A 23,450-nucleotide genomic window follows, 5' to 3' on the forward strand; every position below is an offset into this window, starting at 1 on the left:
CCTACTCAGCTTGCCGGCATGCTCTCGATGGTTGATGCAGCTCTCGAAACAATGACCAGTGCCGCCGCGGACCTCGGTTCGATCGGAATGCGCATCGAATTGCAGGAAGAGTTTGTCTCCAAGCTGACCGACTCCATCGACTCCGGTGTCGGCCGCCTCGTCGATGCCGACATGAACGAGGAATCGACCCGCCTGAAGGCACTGCAGACGCAGCAGCAGCTCGCCATCCAGGCGCTCTCGATCGCCAACTCCGCATCGGAAAGCATCCTGACGCTCTTCCGTTAATCGGACTAGGCAGTCCACTTAAAAATCAGGAACCGCGCTTCGGCAGAGGCGCGGTTCTTTGTTATTTTCAGCTGTATGTCGGCCGACGCGTTGCTCCTGCGTAACCACTCCTTTACGCCTCTTAATAATCCCTTACCGTCGTTAACCATTCGTTAACCATTGATCGTTAACGATCCATTAAGAACGGCGGTCTGTCACTCAGGGCAAATGATGTGGCAGCGCGCATGACGCCCCACTGTCCGTTGCCGGCCCTCTGCCGGGATGTTCCCGTTCTCCCCAGCAGGGCAGTTTCCCATGACCAGCATCTTGACCAATCCCGCCGCCATGGCCGCATTGCAGACCTTGCGCGCCATCAACCAGAACCTCGAGACGACGCAAGGCCGTATTTCCTCCGGCTACCGTGTCGAAACCGCGGCCGACAACGCCGCCTACTGGTCGATCGCGACCACGATGCGCTCAGACAATGGTGCTCTTTCGGCGGTTCACGACGCCCTGGGTTTGGGCGCCGCCAAAGTCGATACATTCTATTCGGCGATGGATACCGTCATTGACGTGCTGAGCGAGGTCAAGGCCAAGCTGACCGCTGCGACGGAGGACGGTGTCGACAAGGACAAGATCAATGCCGAACTGAAAGAGCTGAAAAACCAGCTCGCTTCCGCCGCGCAGTCCGCTTCCTTTTCCGGCGAGAACTGGCTCTATAATGATGCGGCTGCGGCCCTCGGCCCAAAGACCATCGTCGCCTCCTTCAACCGCAGCGCCGACGGCAGCGTTACGGTCTCGACTCTCAATTACGACACAGCCAAATCCGTCCTGATCGACGTCACCGATCCAAGCCGCGGCATGCTCACCAAGGCGGTGAATGCGGACGCGCTTCAATCCACTCCGACCGGCACGGCGCGCAACTACTATCTCATCGATGCAGGTGCAGCTCCCGCGGGCGCGACCGAGATCGAGATCGACAACGCAACGACCGGTGCGCAATTGGGCGACATGATCAGCGTCGTCGACGAGCTCATCAGCCAGCTGACCGACTCCGCCGCCACGCTTGGCGCCATCACCAGCCGCATCGAGATGCAGGAAAGCTTCGTCGCCAATCTGATGGATGTGATCGACAAGGGCGTCGGGCGTCTCGTCGATGCCGACATGAACGAGGAATCGACACGGCTGAAGGCGCTGCAGACGCAGCAGCAGCTCGGCATCCAGTCGCTCTCGATCGCGAACACCACCTCCGAGAACATTCTCCGCCTGTTCCAGGAGTGACGACATCGCTTTCCGCCGTGCCGCCGGTCATCGGCATCGGGGGAAAATGGTTGGACCGCGCTATTGCCCTGGCGCGGTCCAACACCTTCGCACAAGTTTGACCGGATAGCCTTCCTTCGCAGTCATGTTGGAAATTGCCGGCCGGAAACCACTCCGGCTGCCGCTTGCATCGCGCTTCGCCTTCCGCGAACCGCTGCAGAATCAAGAATGCCGGTCCGTCGCCATTCGGGCGAACGGGCCTAAGGAGACGGTCAAGACGTGTCGGGCTCTATGGATTTCCGGGCCGCAAGCGAGCCTTCGCAGATGCGGCTGGCAATATCGGCCTTCGCCGAGGTGAGCCGGGAGGCGTGCCGATGAGCGCGTCGCTGTCCCGCTATCTCAAGGATTTCAGCCCGCCGAAGATCGAGCTGACGCGGGTAACGCCGAGATATTTTCCGGATCTCGACACCGACCTTTCGCAGAACCGTGCATGGGCGGAGCCGGTCATGCCCGAGATCGATATCGACGCCGAGCGCAGCGAAGCCTTTGCGAAAGGACGTGCCGAGGCCAGTGCCGAACTCGCTCTCGAACATCAGAAAGAGATCGCCGATCTCAGGGCGCGCCATGCAGAAGAGATCGACGCCCTGAAGCAGCGCCTCGAGGAACAGGCAGCCGCCAGGATCGCCGCCGGTTTCGGCGAAATGGCGGATCGGCTGGCGCTCGCGCTCGGCGACCAGGCGGCGCGCGTCCTCGCTCCGGTCATGGACGAGGCGCTCGCCAAGCGCGCGGTCGAGAACCTGGCCGGCATGGTCCGGCACGGCCTCGCTGCCGGTGAAGAGATCGCGATCACGGTGCGGGGCCCGCTTGCGCTTTTCGAGGCGTTGAAGGCCCTGCTGCCCGAAGCGACCGCGTTCCGTCACGTCGAAAGCGATGATGTCGACCTGACCGTCGAAATGGGCGAGGCGATACTGGTGACGCGAATGGCCGCGTGGTCCGATACTGTTCGCAAGGTTCTGGCATGAACGACGAGAGCAACGGCAAGAACGAAATCATCATCGTCCGGCGTTCGGCAGAGAGCCACGACGGCCATCACGGCGGCGGGTGGAAGATCGCCTATGCCGACTTCATGACCGCGATGATGGCCTTCTTCCTGGTCATGTGGCTGATCAACGCCGCGAACGAGGAGACCAAGGCGGCGATCGCCGCCTATTTCAATCCGGTGCAGTTGACCGATCAGAAGCCGGCGGAAAAGGGCCTCAAGGATCCTGCCAAGGATGCGCAGGGCGAACAGACGCAGCAGCGCTCCAAGGTCGACGGCGAACAGGCCAAGTCGGGCGGTTCGGCCAAGACCGGCGATCAGCTGACGGCGACCTCGGGCGAAGAGACCAAATATTCGGATGCCGATTTCTTCGAAAATCCTTACTCGGTCCTGTCCGAGATCGCCCGCGAAGTGGGCCACGAGGCGAATATCAGCGTCAAGGGCGACGGCGGGGCGGCCCAGTCCGGGCCGTCAACCGGCGCCGCCGGGGGCGAAGCCTATCGCGATCCCTTCGACCCGGACTTCTGGACCAAGCAGGTGGAAGTGAAGGACGCCGGCAACACGGCCGAAAGCGACATGGCTTCAGCGGCACACAGCGCCCGCGAAACCGCTTCCGGGCCGAAAGCGCCGGACAGCGCGGAGGGTGCAAAGGCCGCGGATGCACCCGAGAACCAAGCCCCGGCTGAAAATCCGCAGAAGGAAGCCGAAGCCCTGAAGGCCGAAATCGAAAAGGAACTCGGGGGCGATGCCGGGCGGCTTCTCGAAAGCCTCGCCGTAACCCCGGCCGAGGGCGGCCTGCTGGTGACGATCAGCGAGCAGACGGATACGCCGATGTTCGCGGTCGGGTCCGCCGTGCCGCAAAAGGAACTGGTGCTCGCGATGGAAAAGATCGGCAGGCTGCTTGCCGAGCGCCCGGGCGCTGTGGCCGTTCGCGGCCATACCGACGGGCGGCCGTTCAAGGATGGCACCTACGATAATTGGCGCCTTTCGGCGGCACGTGCCCAGAGCGCCTATTACATGCTGGTGCGCGGCGGCCTGAAGGAGGAGCGCGTGAAGCAGATCAGCGGCTTTGCCGACCGCCGGCTCCAGGTGCCGAACGATCCCTATGCGCCTGCGAACCGGCGGATCGAAATCCTGCTGCAGTCGGGCCAGGGCTGAGAAATGCTGAAGCGGCTCTGCACCATTCTTGCGGCATCGGCCCTTGCCGCTCCCCTCGCGCTTGGCCCTGCCCGCGCGAGCGGGAAGGAGGAGCTCACGCCTTACAAGATGATAAGGTCGCTGCAATATGTGCAGGATTCGGTGGTGCTCGGCGACCATTCGGCGATCGAGATGCAACGCTTCATGCTCGGCGCGATCGACGAGCGGCTGAGGGCCGCCGATCCTTCGGCGTTTCGCGATCCGCGCAATGTCGACGCAGCTCTCGTCTATGTCATGAGCGGCGGCAATCCGGCGACGCTCGACCTTCTGGCCGACCGCGACATCGAGGGCAATTTCGACTCGCGGGTGACCGAGGCGCTCAGGCACTATCTGAACGGCAAGGGCCCTCTGATCGTCGAGAATCTCACCAAGGCCGCCCCGGAATACAAGAATTCACGCATCGGTCCGTATCTGTTCCTGATCCTTGGCAACGCCATGTCGCAGCAGGATCCGGTCGAGGCGATGAAACATTACGATTGGGCGCGCCTGACGGCACCGGGCACCATCATCGAGGAGGCTGCCCTTCGCCGTTCGGTCTCGCTGGCGGCGCGGGCCGGCCTTCCGGAGAAGGGCTTTCGCTATGCGCTGAACTACGCGCGGCGCTACCTGACCTCACCCTATGCGAGCCAGTTTGCCGATGTCTTCGTCGAGCTGGCGGTCGCCCATTTCGACGAGGCGGCCGATGGGCGCGTCTCGGAGATACTCTCCTTCATGGACAGCGCGCGCCAGCGCGAGGTCTATCTGCGGGTGGCGCGCCGCGCCGCGATTGCCGGCAACCAGGCCCTGGCGCGGCTGGCCTCCAGGCGCGCCGAGGAACTGGCAGGGGATGACAGTTCCCGATCGCAGGTGCTTGCGAGTTTCTACGAGGGGCTGGCTGCCGTGCCTTCCGCCGATGTCTTTTCGGCCGCCGAAGCCCTCGAAGCGATCCCCGACGAAAAGCTTTCCCCGCGCGACCGCGCCCTGCGCGAGGCGGCCAAGGCCGTTGCCGATGCGGTGGTCCGGCCACCATTGGGAGAAAGCCCGGCGCAAGCACCCGGGCCTATAGCGGAAAGACCGGCCGGGGAGCAAAGCGAGCTGGTTGCGGAGGAAAGCGGAAGCGGCATGAGTCCCTTCGGGCAGCCTTTCGAGGGGTCGTCCGACAGGCCAACCGAGATGCCGGCCGAGGCCGGGACGGCCGAAGCCGATATCGCCGCTCCAGGCGATCCGGTGCTCGAAGGCTTTCTAGCCAGCGGTCGTTCGAAGATCGACGAGATCGATGCGCTGCTGAAGAGGGAAGGACAATGAGGCCTCTTGACGAGAGTTTGCGCGCGCCCGCCGCCAACAGGCCGGCACAGTCGCTGAGTGTTCGGGGTCAGCCAGAGGCCGAACCGGGGGCCTTTGGCGAGGCGATCGCCGATGCAGGCCGCCGCAGGACGCAGGGGCAAGGCGGCCAGGCATCTGCCGATGACGCGCGACGGGACCCCGTCGCGAACGGCGGCAACGCCTCGGCTGTGACGAAGGTCGACGGCTTTGGCGCGGATGATCCGGCATTCATGGCGGATGCTGCGGCGCCCGACGCTCGGCCCGCCTCCGAGCGCGCGATCGTGACATCGGGTCAGGCGCCGAAATCATCGCAGCACGGCCACCCTGCCGGCACGCCGCATCTGTCGCGGGAACGTGAAGGTGGCCAAGAGGAAATCGACCAACCGGCGGAGCGGGCGGTGATCCGCTCGCGTGGATCGGTGCAGACCTCGCGCGAGACCGTTGATGAAGCGTCGGTCGTAATGGCGAGGGAAGGCGGGGAGAACGGCGACCCTGCCAGCGGAACCGTCTCCGATCTCCTGTCGATGCTCGCCGGCGCCGCACCGGCGGCGGCCGCGGCTTCGCATCCGGAAGGCAGGCCAAAGCCCGCCTCGGCGGTTCGCGAAGGCTCCGACGGTCTGGCAAAGACTGTGGGCGGCATATCGCCGGAAGCGGCGGACGGCGAGCATCCGCAGATCGGGGAGATGAACGGCGACAGCGAGCCGGATCGGCTTTTCCGCTTCGCCCGTGCCGACGGCAAGGGGCAGGCCGTTTCCATGAGCATTTCGCGGGATGGCGAGCGGGCAGCCGTGGAGAACAGCCGATCGTCGGTCAAATCCGGAGTGGAGACCGTGACCGTTCTGGAGGCGCGCCGCTATCTCGGCCTTGCGCTCAACGAGAACGCTGCGTCGGTGACGAGCGCGATCGCCGGCGATAGCGGATGGGCCGAGGCATTGCAATCGAGCGCCGCGACGACGAAGCCCGAAGCCTGGAGTCAGGCCGGCAAGACGCTCAATACGCTGAAGATCCAGATGCACCCGGTCGACCTCGGCATGGTGACGGCGACGCTGAGACTGAAGGACGACGAGCTTCAGGTCGATCTGAAGGTCGAAACCGGTGAGGCCTTCCGCCAGCTCAGCGACGACCAGAGCGAATTGGTGAAGGCCCTGCGGGCGCAAGGATTTGCGGTCGACCAGGTGAACATCGTCTTCAACGGCGGAGGAGATTCCGCAAATGGCGGCGGTGGCCAGTCCCAGTCCCAGTCTCAGGCTCAGTCACAGCTCGGCTACGAGGGCCGTGAGCGGGCAGGTGATGATGGACAGGGGCGTCAGCCGCGGGATGGCGGCCGGGCGGCGGCGGAAAGGTGGGCGGGCAATGATGCTACGGACGATATGGTTGACGGTGCCGAGCGTTCTCGCTCTGGCCACGTCTACATGTAGCGCCCTTGCGAGCGCAGGCGTGTGCGAGCGCGAGATCGCGTCCGCGGCCTCCAAATACGGCGTCCCGACCGGGATCTTATATTCCGTCGGATTGACCGAGACGGGCCGCAAAGGGTCCCTGCAGCCCTATGCGATGAACATCGAAGGCAAAGCCTATTTCGGGGCAAGCGTCCAGGATGTTCTCACACGTTTCGGCGCGGCGCGTGCCGAGGGCGCCAAGCTCATCGATCTCGGCTGCATGCAGATCAACTACCACTTTCACGGCGAGCATTTCAGCTCTCCCGAGGAGATGCTCGATCCGCGCAGGAATGTCGAATATGCCGCCCGCTTCCTGTCCAATCTGCGCGCCCGGCACGAGAGTTGGACGATGGCGGTCGCTCGCTATCACGCCGGTCCCAACAACGACCCGGCGCAGAAAAAATACGTCTGCCGCGTCATCGCAAACCTGGTCGCGACCGGCTATGGCAAGTGGACCCCGAACGCGCAGCAGTTTTGCCGATAACCGACTTACGATTGCATTGCCGCAACCGCCGCCTCATTGTGGCGACAATGCGGACAGATTGTGATCGCAAGCGATTTCAGCATATCGCGTTAACTTTTCAACATCATGTTAGTGGTAAGGTTAACGATCACCTACTAGATATAGGCCAAATCGGCACGGAATTCTTAATCAACTATTAAAATCCCCCATTAACTTCCTCTAGTTGTTCGCGACTCCCGGGATTCGTACCTCTGTCTCAATGTGGCATCCATACTGATTCGGAGGCGGGCGAATGATCGTGGTGGTTGATGATAGAGCTCTTGTGAAGGACGGCTACGCGTCCCTGTTCGGCCGCGAGGGCATTCCCTCGACGGGCTTCGATCCGAGGGAGTTCGGCGAGTGGGTAAGCTCCGCCGCCGATTCCGATATCGACGCTGTCGAAGCCTTCCTGATCGGGCAGGGGGAGAGCACATTGACCCTGCCGCGCGTGATCCGTGATCGTTCCCGTGCGCCGGTCATCGCCATGAGCGACACGCCGTCGCTGGAAAACACGCTTGCGCTCTTCGACTGCGGCGTCGACGACGTGGTCCGCAAGCCGGTGCATCCGAGGGAAATCCTCGCACGCGTCGCAGCGATCCGCCGGCGCTTGACGGCCATCGCCAACTTCACGGATATCGGTCCCATCCGCGTTTTCGCCGACGGGCGCGATCCGGAGATCAATGGCGAAGTCTTCGCGCTTCCCCGTCGCGAACGGCGCATTCTCGAATATCTCGTCGCCAACCGCGGGCGCCGGGTATCCAAGTCGCAGATATTCAACGCGATTTACGGCATCTTCGACGAGGACGTCGAAGAGAATGTCGTCGAAAGCCACATCAGCAAGCTGCGCAAGAAACTGCGCAAGAAGCTCGGCTTCGACCCGATCGATTCGAAGCGTTTCCTTGGCTACTGCATCGACTGGAATTGAGCGCAGAAACGGCAGGGCGAGAACAGCTCAAGACAGGTTCACGCAAGGCCCGGTCTCTAGTGTCGCCGCAACAAGGAAATGAGGATCCGATATGAGTCTCTACGGTACCATGAGAACGGGCGTGTCCGGCATGAACGCCCAGTCCAACCGGCTCAGCACAGTCGCCGAGAACATCGCGAATGCCAACACCACCGGCTACAAGCGCGCATCGACGGAATTCTCATCGATGATCCTGCCGTCGGGCAACGGATCCTATAATTCAGGCGGCGTACGGACGGAGGTGCGCTACAGCATCTCGCAGCAGGGCGCGACGACCTTCACCACCTCGGCCAGCGACCTGGCGATCGACGGCGGCGGCTTCTTCATCGTCGAAGGCGCCAACGGCCAGGAATATCTGACCCGCGCCGGCTCCTTCGTTCCGGACAGCCAAGGCAATCTGGTCAATGCCGCCGGCTTCACGCTGATGGGCTACGAATACGAGGCCGGCGTCGACCCGACCGTCGTCGTCAACGGATTCGATGGCCTGACCAGGGTCAATCTCGCTTCGGACGGGCTCATCGCGACCGGTTCGACCAAGGGTTCCATGGGCGCGAACCTGCCCTCGGGCGCGGCGGTGGGCGATGTTTCCACCACTTCGCTCGTCGTCTATGACAGCCAGGGCAATACCCGCATTCTGGATTTCAATTACGAGAAAACCGGGGCGAATGCTTGGTCCGTCGAGGTCGTCGACCGGACGTCGTCAACGGTCCTCGGCACACAGACGCTGAATTTCAACCCGGACGGATCCCTTACCGCGACCCCTGCCACATTGACGACATCGGCGATGGCGGCTCTTCCCGGCACCGGGGCGAACCTCTCGGCCCTCACTATCGATCTGACGAAGACGACGCAGCTCGGCTACGCCTTCAACGCCGACGGCGGCGACATCGACGGCAACGCGCCGAGCAAGGTTGCCGGCTACCAGATCGACTCCGACGGCATCGTCTATGTCAAATACGAGAACGGCAAGCTCGATCCGCGCTATCGCATCGCGCTCGCCAATGTCCAGAGCCCGGACAAGCTGAGGCCGGAATCCGGTAACGTCTATTCGCAGGGCGTCGACTCCGGCGTCATCGTCACCGGTTTCGCCGGCTCGGGCGATTTCGGCGAGATCCTCTCCGGCGCGCTCGAAAGCTCGAATGTCGATATCGCCGAGGAACTGACGGCGATGATCGAGTCGCAGCGCAACTACACGGCAAACTCCAAGGTCTTCCAGACCGGTTCGGAACTGCTCGAAGTTCTCGTCAATCTGAAGCGGTAATTCCAACTTCGAACCTACGCACTTCCGGACGTAAGGCCCATTACGGGCTCTTCCCGGGAGTGCACTGAGAAAACGGTCCCCGGCATGTCGCTGTCTTCTGCAATCGCCATCGCGCAATCCGCGTTCAGCACCACGGCGCAACAAACCGCCACGGTCTCGAAGAACATTGCCAATTCCGGCAATGCGGACTACTCGCGCCGGATGGCGATGCTCGGGACCACCCCGGGCGGCGCCCAGATCGTTTCGATCTATCGGGCGCAGAACGAGGCGCTCCTCAAGCAGAACCTGATCGGCATCTCGCAGTCCTCCGCGCAGGGCAGTCTCCTGTCCGGGCTGGAGATCATGAAATCGGCGCTCGGCGGCAACGATTACGAGTCGTCGCCCTCCACCTATCTCTCGGCCTTCCGCAACAGCCTGCAGACTTTCGCGTCGACGCCTGGCAATGCGACGATCGCCGCCACGGTGGTGTCGGATGCATCGGACCTTGCCAACTCGATCAGCAAGACGTCGGCCGCCGTTCACGACCTTCGTCTCGACTCGGACAAGAAAATCGCCGAGGAGGTGGCCAATCTGAACCGCCTTCTCGCGCAGTTCGAGACGGCGAACAACGCCGTCAAGCAGGCGACGGCCGCAGGCACGGACGCGACCGCTGCGCTCGACGATCGCGACAAGACCCTGAAGCAGATATCGGAGCTTGTCGGCATTTCCACCGTCACGCGGGCGAACAACGATACCGTCATCTACACCTCGGGCGGCACCGTTCTCTTCGAGACGCTTCCGAGAGAGGTCACGTTTGCGCCGAAGAGTGCTTACGATGCTACCGTCACCGGCAACGGCATATTCATCGACGGCGTGCCGCTCGCTGCCGGCAGCGGTGCCGATACCAGTGCCCAGGGCAAGCTCGCGGGCCTGCTTCAGCTGCGCGACGACATCGCTCCGAAGTTTCAGTCGCAGCTCGACGAGATGGCGCGCGGCCTCGTCACCCTCTTCCGGGAAGGCGGCTTGCCCGGGCTCTTCACCTGGTCGGGCGGAACCGTACCGGTTGCGGGCGCCGTCCAGCCGGGAATCGCCGCGAGCCTTTCGGTCAATCCCGCAGCGAAGGCCAACCCCTTCCTTCTGCGCGACGGCGGCTTCAACGGCGTCGTTTCGAACCCGGATGGCAATGCCGGTTTTACGGACCTGCTCGACGGACTCATCACCGCTCTGGACGGCGACATGGCGTTCGACGGCGCGACCGGGCTCGACGCCACGAGCTCGATCATGGAATTCGCCGCGTCTTCCGTCGGCTGGTTCGAGCAGATACGCAGCGGCGCCTCCAGGGCCGATGACAACAAAGCGGCGCTGCTGGCGCGCACGCAGGAGGCGCTCGGCAGCGTGACCGGGGTGAGCATCGACGAGGAACTGTCGCTGCTTCTCGACCTGGAACAGTCCTACAAGGCCTCGGCCAAGTTGATCAGCACCGTCGACGCCATGATGGCGTCGCTTCTCGAAGCCGTGAGGTAATCATGAAGACGTCCTTCGTTTCGAACCTGGCCGTTCAGAACGCCATGCGGCTGACCATCCAACAGGGGCAGGCGGAACTTCTGAAGCTGCAGACCGAGGTGACGACCGGGCGCCACGCGGATGTGGGGCTGGCGCTCGGTTCCTCGGCGGCGCGCTCGGTAAGCCTGCAGCGCGAGCTGGCGCGACTCGATACGCTCGTCGATACCAATTCCGTCGTCACGCAGCGGCTTGCCGCTTCGCAATCCGCTCTCGCCACGATGGCCGAAGCGGCGCAGCAGGTGCGCAACACCCTCGTCACCTTCAAGGGCAATGATGCCGCCGATCAGCTCGCGATCCAGAAGACCGAAATACAGAGCGCTATGTCGGCCTTCTCTTCGGCGGCGAACCTGTCCTTCAACGGCGAATTTCTCTTTGCCGGCATCAACACCGACGTGAGGCCCTTCGAGGATTATGGCGCTGCGGCGAAGTCGACCTTCGACACCGCGCTCGCCACCTACATGTCGGCGAACGGCATTGCCTCCATGAGCGATTTCACGAAGGCCGAGATGGAGGACTTCATCACCAACACGCTCGAGCCGCTTTATGCAAGCGATGCGCAATGGGCCACGGATTGGTCCAAGGCCTCGAGCCAGAACATGACGAGCCGCATCAGCACGACGGAAGTGGTGCAGAGCTCCACGAATGCGACGACGGAAGGCTTCCGGAAATTCGCTCTCGCAAGCGTCATCGCCCTGGAACTGATGGACGCAAATGTCAGCTCCGAAGTCCGGGCCTATATCGGTGAGACCGCGCTGGGCTATGTCGAGCAGGCCAATACGAAGATCACGGCGGAGCGCAGCACTCTCGGTATTTCCGAAGCGCGCGTGAAAAAGGCGAATACCTCCCTCCAGGCCCAGATCAAGCTGATCAACACACATATCACCGATCTCGAAGGCGTCGACACCTACGCGGCTTCGACGCGGATGAACACGCTGCTGACGCAGGTAGAGACCTCCTACACACTGACGGCGCGGATCCAGCGGTTGAGTTTGATAGACTTCCTCTAATGACTAGAGGATGCGGACAAGCATGAGGGATGTCTGAATGTATCAGTTTGCATACGCCGAGATCATGGAGGAAGGCGTAGCCGTTTCCAAGGATCGGGAGAAGCAGGTTCTCGATCGTTCCATCGCGCTCTTGCAGGCGGCGAAGGAAAAGGACGGATACACCCGGGAGGCCATCGAAGCGGTCTACTTCACCCGGCGTCTCTGGATCCGTTTCATCGAAGATCTGCGCGCGCCGGACAATCAGCTCAACGAAGAGCTGCGCGCCAACCTCATTTCGATCGGAATCTGGATTCTGAACGAGACGGAGAAGATCCGCAAACGCGAGTCTTCCAATTTCCAGGGCATAATCGACATAACCACCATCATCAGGGATGGACTGAAATGAAGAGCACACTGCGTATTTCGCTGAAATCGGGCGAAAGGATCTTTGTAAACGGCGCAGTGCTGCGCGTTGACCGCAAGGTCGCGATCGAATTCCTGAACGACGTGACCTTCCTCCTGGAAAACCACGTCCTGCAGCCCGAAGACGCGACGACACCGCTGCGGCAGCTCTATTTCATCGCCCAGATGATCCTGATCAATCCGGAAGGCGCGGACCAGTCGACCGCGATGTTCCGCAAGTCGATCGTCATGCTGCTCAACTGCTTCAAGCACGACGAGGTGCTGGCCGAGTTGAAGCGAATCGACGGGCTGGTCACGCAGGGTCGGGCCTTCGAGGCGCTGAAGGCGATCCGGGGGCTTTATCCGATCGAGGACCAGATCCTCAACGCGCAGGAACTGACGCCTGCGACGGTCGAACAGATACGCAAGGAGATTGCGCCATGGCGGTGAGCGGCGTCAACAACACGTCCAACAGCTACACGCCAACGGTTTCGGCCACGGAATCGGCGGGCGACGCCAGCGCGGCGACGCTCAACTACGAGAGCTTCCTCAAGCTGCTCGTGGCGCAGATGAAGAACCAGGATCCGACGCAGCCGATGGACGCGACCCAGCAGATCGCGCAGCTTGCGACCTTCTCGCAGGTGGAGCAGACGATCAAGACCAACAAGAACCTCGAAAGCCTGCTGCAGCGCACCGCGCTCAGCGAAGCGGACGCGGTGATCGGCAGGACGGTCACCAGCGCGGACGGCAAGACCACTGGCGTCGTCAAGGAGGTGAAACTATACTCCGATGGAATCATCGCGGTGCTCGATACGGGCAAGGAGCTCGTTATCGGTCCGGGCGTCATAATGAAGTGAGTTCCCATGAATGAGGCAGATGCCCTCGACATCGTACAGGCGGCGATCTGGACAGTGATCGTGGCCTCGGGCCCTGCCGTTCTCGCCGCAATGGTGGTCGGCGTCGGCATCGCCTTCCTCCAGGCCCTGACCCAGGTTCAGGAGATGACGCTGACATTCGTGCCGAAGATCCTCGCGGTGATGGTCACCGCCGCCATCTCCGCGCCCTTCGTCGGCGCGCAGATTTCGATCTTCACAGATATCGTGTTCTCGCGAATACAGAGCGGGTTTTAGCTCGGTGAGCGGCGAAATACCCCGCTCTGCCCTGCCGGGCATTTCCCCCGCATACCACCTTCGCGCAAGCTTGGCCCTCTAGGACTCTGCCATACCCTTGGGCAGATCTTACGATCGCTGCCCGCCTCTCATGAAGAGACGGAAGAGACATGGCACAACAGGCGACGCTGACCATCCCGAAACTTGCACCCAAGAGCCGGGACATCGGCTTTGCGCTCGGGATCGTGATGATCCTGTCGATCCTGTTCCTGCCCATTCCCCCCTTCCTGATCGATCTCGGGCTTGCCTTCTCCATTTCGTTCTCGGTGCTGATCCTGATGGTCGCACTCTGGATCCAGCGGCCGCTCGATTTCTCGTCTTTCCCGACGATTCTGCTGATCTCGACCATGATCCGCCTGGCGCTGAACATCGCCACCACGCGCGTCATCCTTTCCCACGGGCATGAGGGCCATGGCGCCGCCGGCGGGGTCATCTCCGGTTTCGCCAGCCTCGTCATGTCCGGGGACTTCGTGATCGGTCTCATCGTCTTCCTCATCCTGATCACGGTGAACTTCATCGTCATCACCAAGGGTGCCACGCGTATCGCCGAAGTCGGCGCCCGCTTCACCCTCGATGCGATCCCCGGCAAGCAGATGTCGATCGATGCCGACCTCTCGGCCGGCCTGATCGACGAGAAGGAAGCGCAGCGCCGCCGCCGCGAGCTGGAGGAGGAGAGCTCCTTCTTCGGCGCCATGGACGGTGCATCCAAGTTCGTGCGCGGCGATGCGATCGCCGGCCTGATCATCACCGCGATCAACGTCTTCGGCGGCATCATTATCGGCTACCTGCGTCATGACATGGAGGTCGGCGAAGCGGCCGACGTATTCGTCAAGCTTTCCGTCGGCGACGGTCTCGTCTCCCAGATCCCGGCACTGATCGTTTCGCTCGCCGCCGGCCTGCTCGTCTCGCGCGGCGGCACCGCCGGTTCCACCGACCAGGCGGTCGTCGGCCAACTCAGCGGTTATCCCCGGGCGCTGATGGTCGCCTCCGGGCTGATCGTCCTGCTCTCCGTCACGCCCGGCCTGCCTTTCCTCCCCTTCGCGGCGCTTGGCGGCGGCATGGCTTTCCTCAGCTGGTTCATTCCGAAGCAGATCGAGGCCGAGAAGGCGGCAAAGCGGGACGAGGAGGCGGCGAAGGCGCAGCAGAGCAAGGAAAGCGACAAGGATTCGGTCAAATCGGTGCTGAAGACCGCGGAGATCGAGCTGCTGCTCGGCAAGCAGGTCTCCACCAGGCTGCTGGGCGCCCACCAGGAGCTTGCCTTCCGCGTCGGCAAGATGCGCCGGAAGTTCGCCCTCCAATACGGCCTCGTCGTTCCGGAGATCAAGGTTTCCGACGACATCACCATTCCCGACAAGGCCTATCATGTCCGCATCCACGGCACCACGATCGCCTCAAACACGGTCCGCGTGGGCGAAGTGCTGGTGGTTACAGGCGGCGGGCGGCGGCCGAGCGTGCCCGGCGACGACATACGGGAACCGGCTTTCGGCATGCCGGCGGTATCGATCCTCGAGACGTTCACGGAAGACCTGAAGCGCGAGGGCTTCCACCCGATCGACAACGTGTCGGTGGTGCTGACGCATTTGAGCGAAGTGATCCGCAACAACCTGCCGCAGCTTCTCTCCTACAAGGACGTGAAGGTGCTGATCGAACGGCTCGATCCGGAATACCGCAAGCTCGCGGACGAGATTTGTACCTCGCACATGTCCTATTCCGGCCTCCAGGCGGTGTTGAAACTGCTGCTCGCCGAACGTGTCTCGATCCGCAATCTGCATCTGATTCTCGAAGCCGTGGCGGAGCTGGCCCCGCACGTGCGCAAGACCGAGCAGATTGTCGAACACGTGCGGGTGCGCATGTCGCAGCAGCTCTGCGGCGACCTCGCCGACAACGGCGTGCTGCGCGTGCTGAGGCTCGGCAACAAGTGGGACATGGTCTTCCACCAGGCGCTGAAGCGCGACGCCAAGGGTGAGATCGTCGAGTTCGATATCGACCCGCGCCATCTCGAGGAATTCAGCGAGCAGGCGACGAAGGTAATCCGTGAACATCTCGATCGCGGCATGCCCTTCGTACTGGTAAGTTCGCCCGAATCCCGGTCTTATGTGCGCATGATCATCGAACGCCTCTTCGCCACATTGCCCGTGCTCTCGCATGTCGAGCTCGCCAAGGGACTCGAGATCAAGATCATCGGCTCGATTTCATGATCACCGACCCCGAGGGCACGGTCCTGGCGCTGTTTGCGGCCTTCTGCCGGATCGGGGGCTGCGTCATGATCATGCCGGGATTCTCGACGGCGCGCGTCCCCATGCAGATCAGGCTGTTCATCGCGGTGGCGCTCTCCATGGCCATCCTGCCGATCATGTGGACGGATATCTATCCGCAGGTGACGGGCAAAGGTCACAGCTATCTCTATCTCGTCGCGACCGAGACCGCCATCGGCGCCGTGATCGGGCTCGTCGCGCGCTACTATGTGCTCGGGCTGCAGTTTGCCGGCACCGCAATGACCATGCTGATGGGGTTCAGCCCGCCGCCGTCGTCGGATGTGCTGGAGGATACGGCGGAGAACCAGCTCACCAGCATGATCGGTTTTGCCGGGCTGATGATTCTCTTCATGCTGGATTTCCACCACGTGATTTTCGAGGCGATCGCGCAGTCCTACCGGGTGATGCCGATCGGCGCCGGCTTCGATCCGCAGGGTACGCTGATCACGCTCACCAATTCGCTCGGTCAGACCTTCATGATCATGCTCCGGCTCGCCAGCCCCTTCGTGATCTACGGCCTGCTGTTCAACGTGGCGATCGGCATGGTCAACAAGCTGGCGCCGCAGATCCCGGTCTACTTCATTTCCCAGCCCTACCTCATCATGGGCGGCCTGTTCCTTCTCTATCTCGGCATCGCCGCGATGCTGCGTCTGTTCGCCGACGGCTTCGCGCCCGTCATGCAGGGTGGCTAGCTCGATGAAGGCGCGGTCGGAAAAGCTGAAACGCCTGGTCGCCGTCCAGCGGCATCTGGAGCGGATGGCCGAAAGCGAAGTGGCCGAGACCGCCCGGCAGCGGACCGAACTTGCCGGAACGATCGACGTCGTGGTCGACGCCATGGGGTCGGCCCATCCGATGCATCGCGTGTTTTCAGGTCACTATGCCTCCCAACTCGGACGCCTCGTGCAGAAGGACCAGATGCTGCTCGGAATCCAGCAGGTCCATGAAGCCCGCATGATGAAGGAACGCGCCAAGGGCGACCGGCTCGAGGAACACATGAAGGACGCCCGGCTGTCGGAGGACCGCGAGGCCGCCGACAATTCGATCCTCGACCTGATCGACCAGCACGTCTCGGGCGGCGCCAGCCTCCGGTAAGGTTGACGGGTGATAATGCTTCAACCGGAGAGCCAGCAAGGGTGGCTTTCCGCTTCACGAACATCGCGTTGCCCGGCAAACGAGATGCCGGCTTCGGCTTTGAGAGGATCTGACATGGCTATTTCTCCGCCCAGCGATCTGGTGATGGACGTCGTCCGCGCGGCCGATCCGGCTGAGGTCCAGGAGGCGCAGGCGCGGCTCAAGGCGAATCGCGCCGCTTTCCAGGCGACCAGCCTCGCAGAAAACGGCGACGGCTTCGCAGCGCACGTTTCTTCGGTGCTCAATTCTTCCGAAGGATCGAGCGGGCTTGGAGACATCAGCAATCGCGCCGAGGCGAAGAAGATCCCGGAGACCTATCGGAAATTCGAGGCGATGGTCCTGCAGAATTTCGTGAAGTCCATGCTTCCGAGCGAAAGCGAGAACGTCTTCGGCAAGGGCACTTCCGGCGACATCTGGAAGAGCATGATGGCCGAGCAGATCGGCGACGTGCTCGCCAAGGGCGGCGGGATCGGCATCGCCGATCAGATGGTAGGCGACGGTGCGACCGATCGGGTGAACGCCTCGCTCGACGGCGACAGCCGGAACCTCGCCGCTGGCATGGTCCAGGAATATGAGCGCAAGGCGCTCTCGTCCTTCCTGCCCAACGACGAAAAGAAGAAGCAGGCCTGATGCCGTCGCCCGGACCGCGAAGCGGCCTGGCGATATACATTCATACCAATGGAAACAAGCGGGCGAAAAAATGCCTGGGCATCGTTCCGCCCGCGCCCTGCGATAGTGCATATGGGAGTTGATTATGGAAGCTGTGGCATCCAACGACCTGCGGATCCAAAATGTTCTCGGCCGACTGGAGATGATCATCGACAATGAGAACAGCCGTATCGGTGCGGACCCCGAATTCGACCTCAAGACCTCGAACGCCCACAAGAGCCGGTGCCTCTACGAGTTGACCATGCTTCATCGCGACGCCGGACCCGGTGAGATCTCGCCGGCCTTCGCCGCGCAGACGCGCCATCTCAGAAGCAAGCTGCAGGTCAACGCGCAGAAGGTGGCGGCGCATCTGGAAGCGGTTCGCTCCGTCGTCGATCTCCTCAAGACCGCCGCCCAGGACGCGGATGCGGACGGCATCTATACCGAAGCACAATTCCGCTACAGCGATTTCTGATGTTGAAGCTTGTCCTTACCGGGGTCTGGGTCTGCGCCGTCACGCTCGGGTCGGTTTATTTTTCGATGCAGCATGCCTCGGCGCCGGTGGTTTCGGATGCGGAGGCGGACCGGCGCGCGTCGCAGGAATATGTCCCCGGTGAGATGATAACGATCCCGTCCATCAAGGACGGTGCGGTGCAGGGTTACTTCCTTGCGAAGCTCTCCTTCTCGGCATCGCGGGAAGGTATCGCCAAGCTGCATGCGCCTCTGCGCCAGCTCGTCACCGACGAGCTCTACGACATGCTGGTGGGCTCGAAGTTCATCGATGTCGCCGATACCGCTACGTTCGATCTGCCCGGCTTCAAGGTTGCGGTCAAGGATGGCCTCAACAGGAAGCTCGGGAGCGAGGTCATTTCGGAAGTTCTGGTCGAGCAGCTTGAATATCTGACCAAAGAGGACGTGGAACGCGTCGCCAACAGCCAGAACCGCCCTTATCAGAAGCCTGTGCCGATCCTCGACAGGAACGGCCAGGCGGCCTCCGACCGGCTTCCGGAGAGCGCGGTGCAGGCGACCAGCGCGCACTGACGCCGATAGGGCAGCGCGCCTTGCCGGAGACAGCGTCAGTCCCTGTCGCGATTGCCATCCCGCGTATCGGCCGCGTCGATCCGGGCCGTGAGCCGGCCGATCGCGACGTGGAGAGGATAGAGGCTGGCCGCGGCAAGGCCGGTCTCTCTCCAGAGCCTGAGGCCTACCGGCAGCGATGAGGCGAGCAGCCATAGGGACGTGCAGAGGGTTTTCAGTCGCCCGGAGAAAGTCGCATCGCGCTGGTGCTCCATCAGCGTCGAGATCGCGCCTTTCTCGATACTGCGGGCACGCGTCCAGGAAGCCGTCGTGTGATGCGCCGGAACCGACTCCGCCACCCAGGCATCCGCAGCCCAGGCGAAGGAGAAGCCTTTTGCCCTGCACCGGTCGAAGAAATCCGCGTCGCCGATGCCGACGATATTGAGCGCCGGATCCAGGAACGGCTGCGGCATGCCGTCGAGGACCCGTCGCGTGATCAGGACGTTGCCTGCGGAATAGAGGACGGGTACGGGCCCGCTCCCGTGGTAGGGAGGTGCGAAGACGGGGTGCCGCTTCCACTTCTGCTCCTGGGGATGCCCCAGGACGGGAAGCTGCGGACCGCCGACGATGTCCGCGTCATGGGCTTCCTGCACCGCCATCAGACCATCGAGCCATTCGGGAGCGGCTATCTCGTCATCATAGATGAGGGCCGCGAAGCCGAGGCTCGGAAAGAGGTCGAGAGCGGCTGTCAATCCGGCATTGCAGGCATGGGCATATCCGCGGCGGCGGGCGACGACGACGGCGGAATCGAAAGAATGGCCGCTCAGGAAGTCTTTGGCCGACCGCGCGCCGGCAAATCCGTCCGCGTCGTTTTCGACGACAATGGTCGCGAGGGGGACATCGGGCCTTTGCGAGACGATTGTCTTCAGCGTCTTGACGATATGATCCGGACGCCGGAACGTCGGCACGATCACGACGAGCTCGATATCCGACGCGTCTTCCAGCTTCGTCTGAAAATGAATGAAACTGTCCTGGCCGTCCGACGTCATCGTCAAAGCCCGCGCCGATTCGATGCAATGAGTACAGCAAATCTTCCTAAACAGAGGTTGAATCCAAAACGGCCTTTCGAATGAGGATTTTACGCCCGGTCTCGGCAATGCAAAAGCCGGAATCGTGGATACGCCACCCAGGATCCGGGGCGATCTCTCATCGTGCAAGGAAATTACCGCACAGGAGCGGATGGCGCTTCCATACGCGCGGGGCACTTGCAATTATGCGTTTGGAACAGCATAGGGCGCATGCAGGCAATCGCCGGATGCGGCTTGATCTAGAGTGTGCCGCGTTCGGGACTAATCGGGAGATACGCCGTGACGACTGTGATTGATGGCAAGGACGTTGCTGCTTCGGTCATCGAAACCGTGAAATCCGCCACGAGCGCACTGGAAAGCGAAACGGGCGTGCGCGCCGGTCTCGCGGTCGTCATCGTCGGGGACGATCCCGCGAGCCACACTTACGTGTCGGCGAAGAGCAGGATGGCGAAGGAATGCGGCTTCCTGTCGGTTCAGCATACGCTGCCGGAGGAGACCTCGCAGGAGGAACTCGCGGCGCTGGTCGCCGAGCTCAATGCGGATCCGTCCATCCACGGCATTCTCGTGCAGCTGCCTTTGCCGAAACACCTCCGCTCGGAACCGATTATCCAGTCGATCCTTCCGGAAAAGGACGTAGACGGACTGCATGTCGTCAATGCCGGCAAGCTGGCGACCGGTGATCTCGAAGGCGGGCTCGTCTCCTGCACGCCGGCCGGCGCCATGGTCTTCGTGCGCCGGATTTACGGGGATGATCTTTCCGGGCTCGACGCCGTCGTCATCGGCCGCTCCAACCTCTTCGGCAAGCCCATGTCCGCCCTGCTTCTCGCGTCCAATGCGACGGTCACGACGGCGCATTCGCGCACCAAGGATCTCGCGGCCGTTTGCCGCAAGGCAGACATCCTGGTGGCCGCGGTCGGGCGCCCCGAGATGGTCAAGGCGGACTGGGTGAAGCCCGGTGCCATGGTGGTCGACGTCGGCATCAACCGCGTCCCGGCGCCCGAACGCGGCGAGGGCAGGACGAAGCTCGTCGGCGATGTCGCCTTCGAGGAGTGTGCGAAGGTCGCAGGCGTAATCACGCCGGTCCCGGGAGGCGTCGGGCCGATGACGATCGCGATGCTGATGGCGAACACGATCATCGCCGCCTGCCGCATGGCCGGCCGCAAGCCTCCGAAATTCTGACTGCCGCTTGGGACTAGACAGTCCATCCGCAACTCCTCCCACCTGTGGGGAGGGGTTGGGGAGGGGTGAAGCGGTTTGCGTAACGATCGCGGCTCTACCTGTTCGGTGCAGGCCCCGTCGAGGCGCGCACGATCAGTTCGGCGCGCCAAAGCTCCTGCTCGGGATAGTCTGCCTGATTGAGTATGCCGCCGATCAGCCGTTTGGCGATGCGTGCACCGGCTGCGCGAAGCGAGGAGCGCGTCGTCGTCAGTGGTATGCTGAAGTTCTCGGGCTTCAGCATCGGCAGGACGTCGTCATGGGCGATGAGCGAGATGTCGGTGCCGATAGTGAGTCCGGCCTGGTTGATCGCGCGCACCGCGCCGAGCGCCAGCACGGTACTGGAACAAAGGACGGCGGTCGGCGGGTTCGGCCGTTTGAGGAAACGCTGCATGCTCCGATAGCCATGCTCGTCAGTCATCGCAGAGTGATGGACGAGCGCATCGTCGAGGTTGAGGCCCTTTTCCGCAAGCGCGCGCACCAGCCCCTTTTTCCGGCGGATGGAGAAGGTGAGGTGTTCCGGCCCGTTGATCAGGGCGATGCGGTTGTGGCCGAGCTGGATGAGAAGCCTGGCGGCGTCGTAGAAGGCGCCGGTATTGTCCACGTCGAGGAAGGGATAGTCCCGGGGACCGCCGATGGAGCGGCCATGCACCACGAAGGGAATGGAAAGACCCTTCAGCATCTCGATGCGGGGATCGTTCGCGCGCATATAGGCGGTGAAGACAGCGTCGACATTGCCGCTCGCCGCAAGCCGGCGGAATGTCGCCTCCTCGTCTTCGGGCGCACTGGGGTTCAGCACGAAGTGGAAATCGTGCTCGACCGCTTCCTCCGCCAGCCCCGCCAGGAATTCACCGAAATGGATGTCCGAATCGATTCCCGATGCGATCGGCATGACGAGCCCGATCGAATAGGCTTTTCCGGTCGCGAGGCGCTGTGCGGCGCGGTTGGGCCTGTAACCCGTCTCGCGCACCGCCTCCAGCACCCGCGCCCGCGTTTCCGCATTGACCTCCGGATAGCCGTTCAGCGCCCGGCTGACCGTGGTCTGGGACAGACCGAGCAGTTCCGCCAATTGCTTGAGATTGACCGGCATGGCGAGAATCCCTTCCAAAGCGCTTTGAATATCTTTTTCATTTTTCTTGCTTCGGCAAGCACCTCTGATGTCCTGTATCATCGGGATAGGGTTCTAAAAAGCGAAAAACCTGCATCTTGCGCCGTAAAACGTTGCCGCAAAGCAAAAATGCCGCACAATTCCGGACGAGAAGGAAAGCTCTTGACTCTTTCTCTGCAGCAATGGAGTGTTAGCGAGCTCAAAGCGCTTTGAATGCTGCTCATAAATGGAGCCATGAATTCGCGCTTCGACATTCGCCCGAGGCGTCCGCCCGGGCTTCTTTTTGGGGAGGACAAGAGGTGAAGAGATCGTTGCTGATCGGCGTGGCCGCATTCGCATTGCTTGCAGGGACTGCGGGCGCCGCCGACCTGAAGTTCAAGCCGGGAGAGGATTCCAGGTTCAACTGGGCGAGCCTGGAGGAGTTCAAGAAAGGTCACGACCTCAAGGGTCAGACGCTCACGATCTTCGGTCCCTGGCGCGGCGAGGACGAGGCTCTGTTCAAGAGCGTCTATGCCTATTTCGTCGAGGCGACCGGCGTGGAGCTCAAATATTCCTCCTCGGAAAACTACGAGCAGCAGATCGTCATCGATACGCAGGCGGGAAGCCCGCCCGATGTCGCAATCCTGCCGCAGCCGGGTCTCATCGCCGATCTGGCCGCCAAGGGCCTTCTGACGCCGCTCGGCGACGAAACCAAGCAATGGCTCCTCGACAATTATGCTGCAGGCCAGTCCTGGGTCGACCTCTCCACCTATAACGGCAAGGACGGAACGCCGGCGCTTTACGCGTTCCCGTACAAGATCGACGTCAAGTCTCTGGTCTGGTACGTGCCGGAGAACTTCGAGGATGCCGGCTACGAAGTGCCGAAGACCATGGAAGAATTGAAAGCACTGACGGAGAAGATCGCCGAAGATGGCGAAAAGCCGTGGTGCATAGGCCTCGGTTCGGGCGGCGCGACCGGCTGGCCGGCGACCGACTGGGTCGAGGACCTGATGCTGCGGACCCAGCCCGCGGAGACCTACGACAAATGGGTGAAGAACGAGATACCGTTCACGGATGCGGCGGTCACGGGTGCGCTGGAGGAGTTCGGCTGGTTCGCGCGCAATGACGCCTTCGTCGACGGCGGCGCAGCGGCGGTGGCGTCGACCGACTTCCGGGACAGCCCGAAAGGGCTCTTCAGTTCTCCGCCGAAGTGCTACCTGCACCATCAGGCCTCGTTCATTCCGTCCTTCTTCCCGGAAGGCAAGGTCGTCGGAGAGGATGCCGACTTCTTCTACATGCCGCCCTATGAAAGCAAAAAGGAGCTCGGCAATCCGGTCCTCGGCGCAGGCACCCTTGCGATGATCACCAAGGACACGCCGGCGGCACGCGCCTTCATCGAGTTCCTGAAGACCCCGATCGCGCACGAGGTCTGGATGGCGCAGACGAGCTTCCTCACGCCTTACAAGAGCGTCAATGTCGACGTCTACGGAAATCCGCCGCTGAAGAAACAGGGTGAAATCCTGCTGAACGCCACGACGTTCCGCTTCGACGGCTCCGACCTGATGCCCGGCAAGATCGGGGCCGGCGCCTTCTGGACCGGCATGGTCGATTTCGTCGGAGGCAAGTCCTCGGCCGACGTCGCGGCCGGCGTACAGAAGGCATGGGACTCCATCAAGTAAGATCCG

Annotated in this window: 24 protein-coding genes and 1 pseudogene; 23 read left to right on the top strand and 2 right to left on the bottom strand. The window is 62.4% G+C overall.

Annotation, left to right across the window (positions count from 1 at the left end; genetic code table 11):
• The 21 genes and pseudogenes from AC6CIG_RS08285 to AC6CIG_RS08385 form a co-directional block, all read left to right on the top strand.
• Nucleotides 1-285 (top strand): flagellin (locus AC6CIG_RS08285; protein WP_498322616.1); only part of this gene is annotated, 285 nt, incomplete at its 5' end.
• Nucleotides 286-579: 294 nt separating this feature from the next.
• The gene (locus tag AC6CIG_RS08290) at nt 580-1,545 is read left to right on the top strand and encodes a flagellin N-terminal helical domain-containing protein (RefSeq protein ID WP_437409432.1); all 966 of its coding nucleotides are present in this window, start codon (nt 580-582) and stop codon (nt 1,543-1,545) included.
• 353 nt (nt 1,546-1,898) lie between these two features.
• The gene (locus tag AC6CIG_RS08295; protein ID WP_437409433.1) at nt 1,899-2,546 is read left to right on the top strand and encodes a hypothetical protein; all 648 of its coding nucleotides are present in this window, start codon (nt 1,899-1,901) and stop codon (nt 2,544-2,546) included.
• Complete coding sequence (locus AC6CIG_RS08300; RefSeq protein WP_437409434.1) at nt 2,543-3,721, top strand: flagellar motor protein MotB; 1,179 nt, start codon at nt 2,543-2,545, stop codon at nt 3,719-3,721. Before AC6CIG_RS08295 ends, AC6CIG_RS08300 begins: the two co-directional genes overlap by 4 nt.
• A gap of 3 nt (nt 3,722-3,724) precedes the next feature.
• On the top strand, nt 3,725-5,044 hold the full coding sequence (gene motC / locus AC6CIG_RS08305; protein ID WP_437409435.1) for a chemotaxis protein MotC: 1,320 nt from the start codon (nt 3,725-3,727) through the stop codon (nt 5,042-5,044).
• Complete coding sequence (locus AC6CIG_RS08310) at nt 5,041-6,480, top strand: flagellar hook-length control protein FliK (RefSeq protein ID WP_437409436.1); 1,440 nt, start codon at nt 5,041-5,043, stop codon at nt 6,478-6,480. Before motC ends, AC6CIG_RS08310 begins: the two co-directional genes overlap by 4 nt.
• Nucleotides 6,419-6,982, top strand: a complete 564-nt coding sequence (locus tag AC6CIG_RS08315) for a transglycosylase SLT domain-containing protein (protein ID WP_033047239.1) — start codon at nt 6,419-6,421, stop codon at nt 6,980-6,982. The genes AC6CIG_RS08310 and AC6CIG_RS08315 overlap by 62 nt, the downstream gene beginning before the upstream one ends.
• Nucleotides 6,983-7,253: 271 nt before the next feature.
• Nucleotides 7,254-7,925, top strand: coding sequence for a transcriptional activator Rem (rem, locus tag AC6CIG_RS08320; RefSeq protein ID WP_018094240.1), 672 nt, complete (start codon nt 7,254-7,256; stop codon nt 7,923-7,925).
• Between the two features lie 91 nt (nt 7,926-8,016).
• A complete protein-coding gene (locus AC6CIG_RS08325; RefSeq protein ID WP_437409437.1) occupies nt 8,017-9,225 on the top strand; it encodes a flagellar hook protein FlgE in 1,209 nt (402 codons plus the stop codon).
• A gap of 84 nt (nt 9,226-9,309) precedes the next feature.
• On the top strand, nt 9,310-10,728 hold the full coding sequence (gene flgK, locus AC6CIG_RS08330; RefSeq protein ID WP_437409438.1) for a flagellar hook-associated protein FlgK: 1,419 nt from the start codon (nt 9,310-9,312) through the stop codon (nt 10,726-10,728).
• 2 nt (nt 10,729-10,730) lie between these two features.
• A complete protein-coding gene (locus AC6CIG_RS08335; protein ID WP_437409439.1) occupies nt 10,731-11,774 on the top strand; it encodes a flagellar hook-associated family protein in 1,044 nt (347 codons plus the stop codon).
• Between the two features lie 37 nt (nt 11,775-11,811).
• Nucleotides 11,812-12,159: a flagellar biosynthesis regulator FlaF gene (flaF, locus tag AC6CIG_RS08340; RefSeq protein WP_003529863.1), complete on the top strand. Its 348-nt coding sequence runs from the start codon at nt 11,812-11,814 to the stop codon at nt 12,157-12,159.
• Nucleotides 12,156-12,605, top strand: coding sequence for a flagellar biosynthesis repressor FlbT (gene flbT / locus AC6CIG_RS08345; protein WP_003529861.1), 450 nt, complete (start codon nt 12,156-12,158; stop codon nt 12,603-12,605). The genes flaF and flbT overlap by 4 nt, the downstream gene beginning before the upstream one ends.
• Nucleotides 12,596-13,012: a flagellar hook assembly protein FlgD gene (gene flgD, locus AC6CIG_RS08350; protein ID WP_018094244.1), complete on the top strand. Its 417-nt coding sequence runs from the start codon at nt 12,596-12,598 to the stop codon at nt 13,010-13,012. The genes flbT and flgD overlap by 10 nt, the downstream gene beginning before the upstream one ends.
• Nucleotides 13,013-13,018: 6 nt before the next feature.
• A complete protein-coding gene (gene fliQ / locus AC6CIG_RS08355) occupies nt 13,019-13,285 on the top strand; it encodes a flagellar biosynthesis protein FliQ (RefSeq protein WP_018094245.1) in 267 nt (88 codons plus the stop codon).
• 149 nt (nt 13,286-13,434) lie between these two features.
• A complete protein-coding gene (gene flhA, locus AC6CIG_RS08360; protein ID WP_018094246.1) occupies nt 13,435-15,522 on the top strand; it encodes a flagellar biosynthesis protein FlhA in 2,088 nt (695 codons plus the stop codon).
• Nucleotides 15,519-16,271, top strand: coding sequence for a flagellar biosynthetic protein FliR (fliR, locus tag AC6CIG_RS08365; protein ID WP_437409440.1), 753 nt, complete (start codon nt 15,519-15,521; stop codon nt 16,269-16,271). The genes flhA and fliR overlap by 4 nt, the downstream gene beginning before the upstream one ends.
• Nucleotides 16,272-16,275: 4 nt before the next feature.
• Nucleotides 16,276-16,684: pseudogene (locus AC6CIG_RS08370) on the top strand (hypothetical protein).
• Nucleotides 16,685-16,785: 101 nt separating this feature from the next.
• The gene (locus AC6CIG_RS08375) at nt 16,786-17,340 is read left to right on the top strand and encodes a rod-binding protein (protein WP_018094248.1); all 555 of its coding nucleotides are present in this window, start codon (nt 16,786-16,788) and stop codon (nt 17,338-17,340) included.
• Between the two features lie 124 nt (nt 17,341-17,464).
• Nucleotides 17,465-17,833, top strand: coding sequence for a hypothetical protein (locus AC6CIG_RS08380; RefSeq protein ID WP_003529850.1), 369 nt, complete (start codon nt 17,465-17,467; stop codon nt 17,831-17,833).
• Nucleotides 17,833-18,399: a hypothetical protein gene (locus AC6CIG_RS08385; RefSeq protein ID WP_275596755.1), complete on the top strand. Its 567-nt coding sequence runs from the start codon at nt 17,833-17,835 to the stop codon at nt 18,397-18,399. The genes AC6CIG_RS08380 and AC6CIG_RS08385 overlap by 1 nt, the downstream gene beginning before the upstream one ends.
• Nucleotides 18,400-18,434: 35 nt before the next feature.
• On the opposite strand, the gene AC6CIG_RS08390 is transcribed toward AC6CIG_RS08385, so the two are convergent.
• Complete coding sequence (locus tag AC6CIG_RS08390; protein ID WP_437409442.1) at nt 18,435-19,424, bottom strand: glycosyltransferase family 2 protein; 990 nt, start codon at nt 19,422-19,424, stop codon at nt 18,435-18,437.
• A gap of 318 nt (nt 19,425-19,742) precedes the next feature.
• On the opposite strand from AC6CIG_RS08390, the gene folD reads away from it, so the two are divergent.
• Nucleotides 19,743-20,642 carry a bifunctional methylenetetrahydrofolate dehydrogenase/methenyltetrahydrofolate cyclohydrolase FolD gene (folD, locus tag AC6CIG_RS08395; protein ID WP_026168533.1) on the top strand — a complete coding sequence of 300 codons (900 nt, stop codon included), beginning with the start codon at nt 19,743-19,745 and terminating at the stop codon, nt 20,640-20,642.
• Nucleotides 20,643-20,736: 94 nt separating this feature from the next.
• On the opposite strand, the gene AC6CIG_RS08400 is transcribed toward folD, so the two are convergent.
• Complete coding sequence (locus tag AC6CIG_RS08400) at nt 20,737-21,768, bottom strand: substrate-binding domain-containing protein (RefSeq protein ID WP_026168534.1); 1,032 nt, start codon at nt 21,766-21,768, stop codon at nt 20,737-20,739.
• A gap of 317 nt (nt 21,769-22,085) precedes the next feature.
• Between AC6CIG_RS08400 and AC6CIG_RS08405 the strand changes: the two genes are divergently transcribed.
• On the top strand, nt 22,086-23,444 hold the full coding sequence (locus AC6CIG_RS08405; protein WP_018094251.1) for an ABC transporter substrate-binding protein: 1,359 nt from the start codon (nt 22,086-22,088) through the stop codon (nt 23,442-23,444).
• Nucleotides 23,445-23,450: the final 6 nt, after the last annotated feature.

The organism is Sinorhizobium sp. GQ132, assembly GCF_059758575.1.

Coding starts and splice junctions, on each gene's coding strand:
- fliQ (WP_018094245.1), top strand. CDS start 13,019: ATGAATGAGGCAGATGCCCTCGACATCGTACAGGCGGCGATCTGGACA.
- flgK (WP_437409438.1), top strand. CDS start 9,310: ATGTCGCTGTCTTCTGCAATCGCCATCGCGCAATCCGCGTTCAGCACC.
- flbT (WP_003529861.1), top strand. CDS start 12,156: ATGAAGAGCACACTGCGTATTTCGCTGAAATCGGGCGAAAGGATCTTT.
- AC6CIG_RS08400 (WP_026168534.1), bottom strand. CDS start 21,768: ATGCCGGTCAATCTCAAGCAATTGGCGGAACTGCTCGGTCTGTCCCAG.
- AC6CIG_RS08335 (WP_437409439.1), top strand. CDS start 10,731: ATGAAGACGTCCTTCGTTTCGAACCTGGCCGTTCAGAACGCCATGCGG.
- flaF (WP_003529863.1), top strand. CDS start 11,812: ATGTATCAGTTTGCATACGCCGAGATCATGGAGGAAGGCGTAGCCGTT.
- fliR (WP_437409440.1), top strand. CDS start 15,519: ATGATCACCGACCCCGAGGGCACGGTCCTGGCGCTGTTTGCGGCCTTC.
- AC6CIG_RS08380 (WP_003529850.1), top strand. CDS start 17,465: ATGGAAGCTGTGGCATCCAACGACCTGCGGATCCAAAATGTTCTCGGC.
- AC6CIG_RS08310 (WP_437409436.1), top strand. CDS start 5,041: ATGAGGCCTCTTGACGAGAGTTTGCGCGCGCCCGCCGCCAACAGGCCG.
- flhA (WP_018094246.1), top strand. CDS start 13,435: ATGGCACAACAGGCGACGCTGACCATCCCGAAACTTGCACCCAAGAGC.
- rem (WP_018094240.1), top strand. CDS start 7,254: ATGATCGTGGTGGTTGATGATAGAGCTCTTGTGAAGGACGGCTACGCG.
- AC6CIG_RS08385 (WP_275596755.1), top strand. CDS start 17,833: ATGTTGAAGCTTGTCCTTACCGGGGTCTGGGTCTGCGCCGTCACGCTC.
- AC6CIG_RS08325 (WP_437409437.1), top strand. CDS start 8,017: ATGAGTCTCTACGGTACCATGAGAACGGGCGTGTCCGGCATGAACGCC.
- flgD (WP_018094244.1), top strand. CDS start 12,596: ATGGCGGTGAGCGGCGTCAACAACACGTCCAACAGCTACACGCCAACG.
- motC (WP_437409435.1), top strand. CDS start 3,725: ATGCTGAAGCGGCTCTGCACCATTCTTGCGGCATCGGCCCTTGCCGCT.
- AC6CIG_RS08375 (WP_018094248.1), top strand. CDS start 16,786: ATGGCTATTTCTCCGCCCAGCGATCTGGTGATGGACGTCGTCCGCGCG.
- AC6CIG_RS08300 (WP_437409434.1), top strand. CDS start 2,543: ATGAACGACGAGAGCAACGGCAAGAACGAAATCATCATCGTCCGGCGT.
- AC6CIG_RS08295 (WP_437409433.1), top strand. CDS start 1,899: ATGAGCGCGTCGCTGTCCCGCTATCTCAAGGATTTCAGCCCGCCGAAG.
- AC6CIG_RS08290 (WP_437409432.1), top strand. CDS start 580: ATGACCAGCATCTTGACCAATCCCGCCGCCATGGCCGCATTGCAGACC.
- AC6CIG_RS08390 (WP_437409442.1), bottom strand. CDS start 19,424: ATGACGTCGGACGGCCAGGACAGTTTCATTCATTTTCAGACGAAGCTG.
- AC6CIG_RS08315 (WP_033047239.1), top strand. CDS start 6,419: ATGCTACGGACGATATGGTTGACGGTGCCGAGCGTTCTCGCTCTGGCC.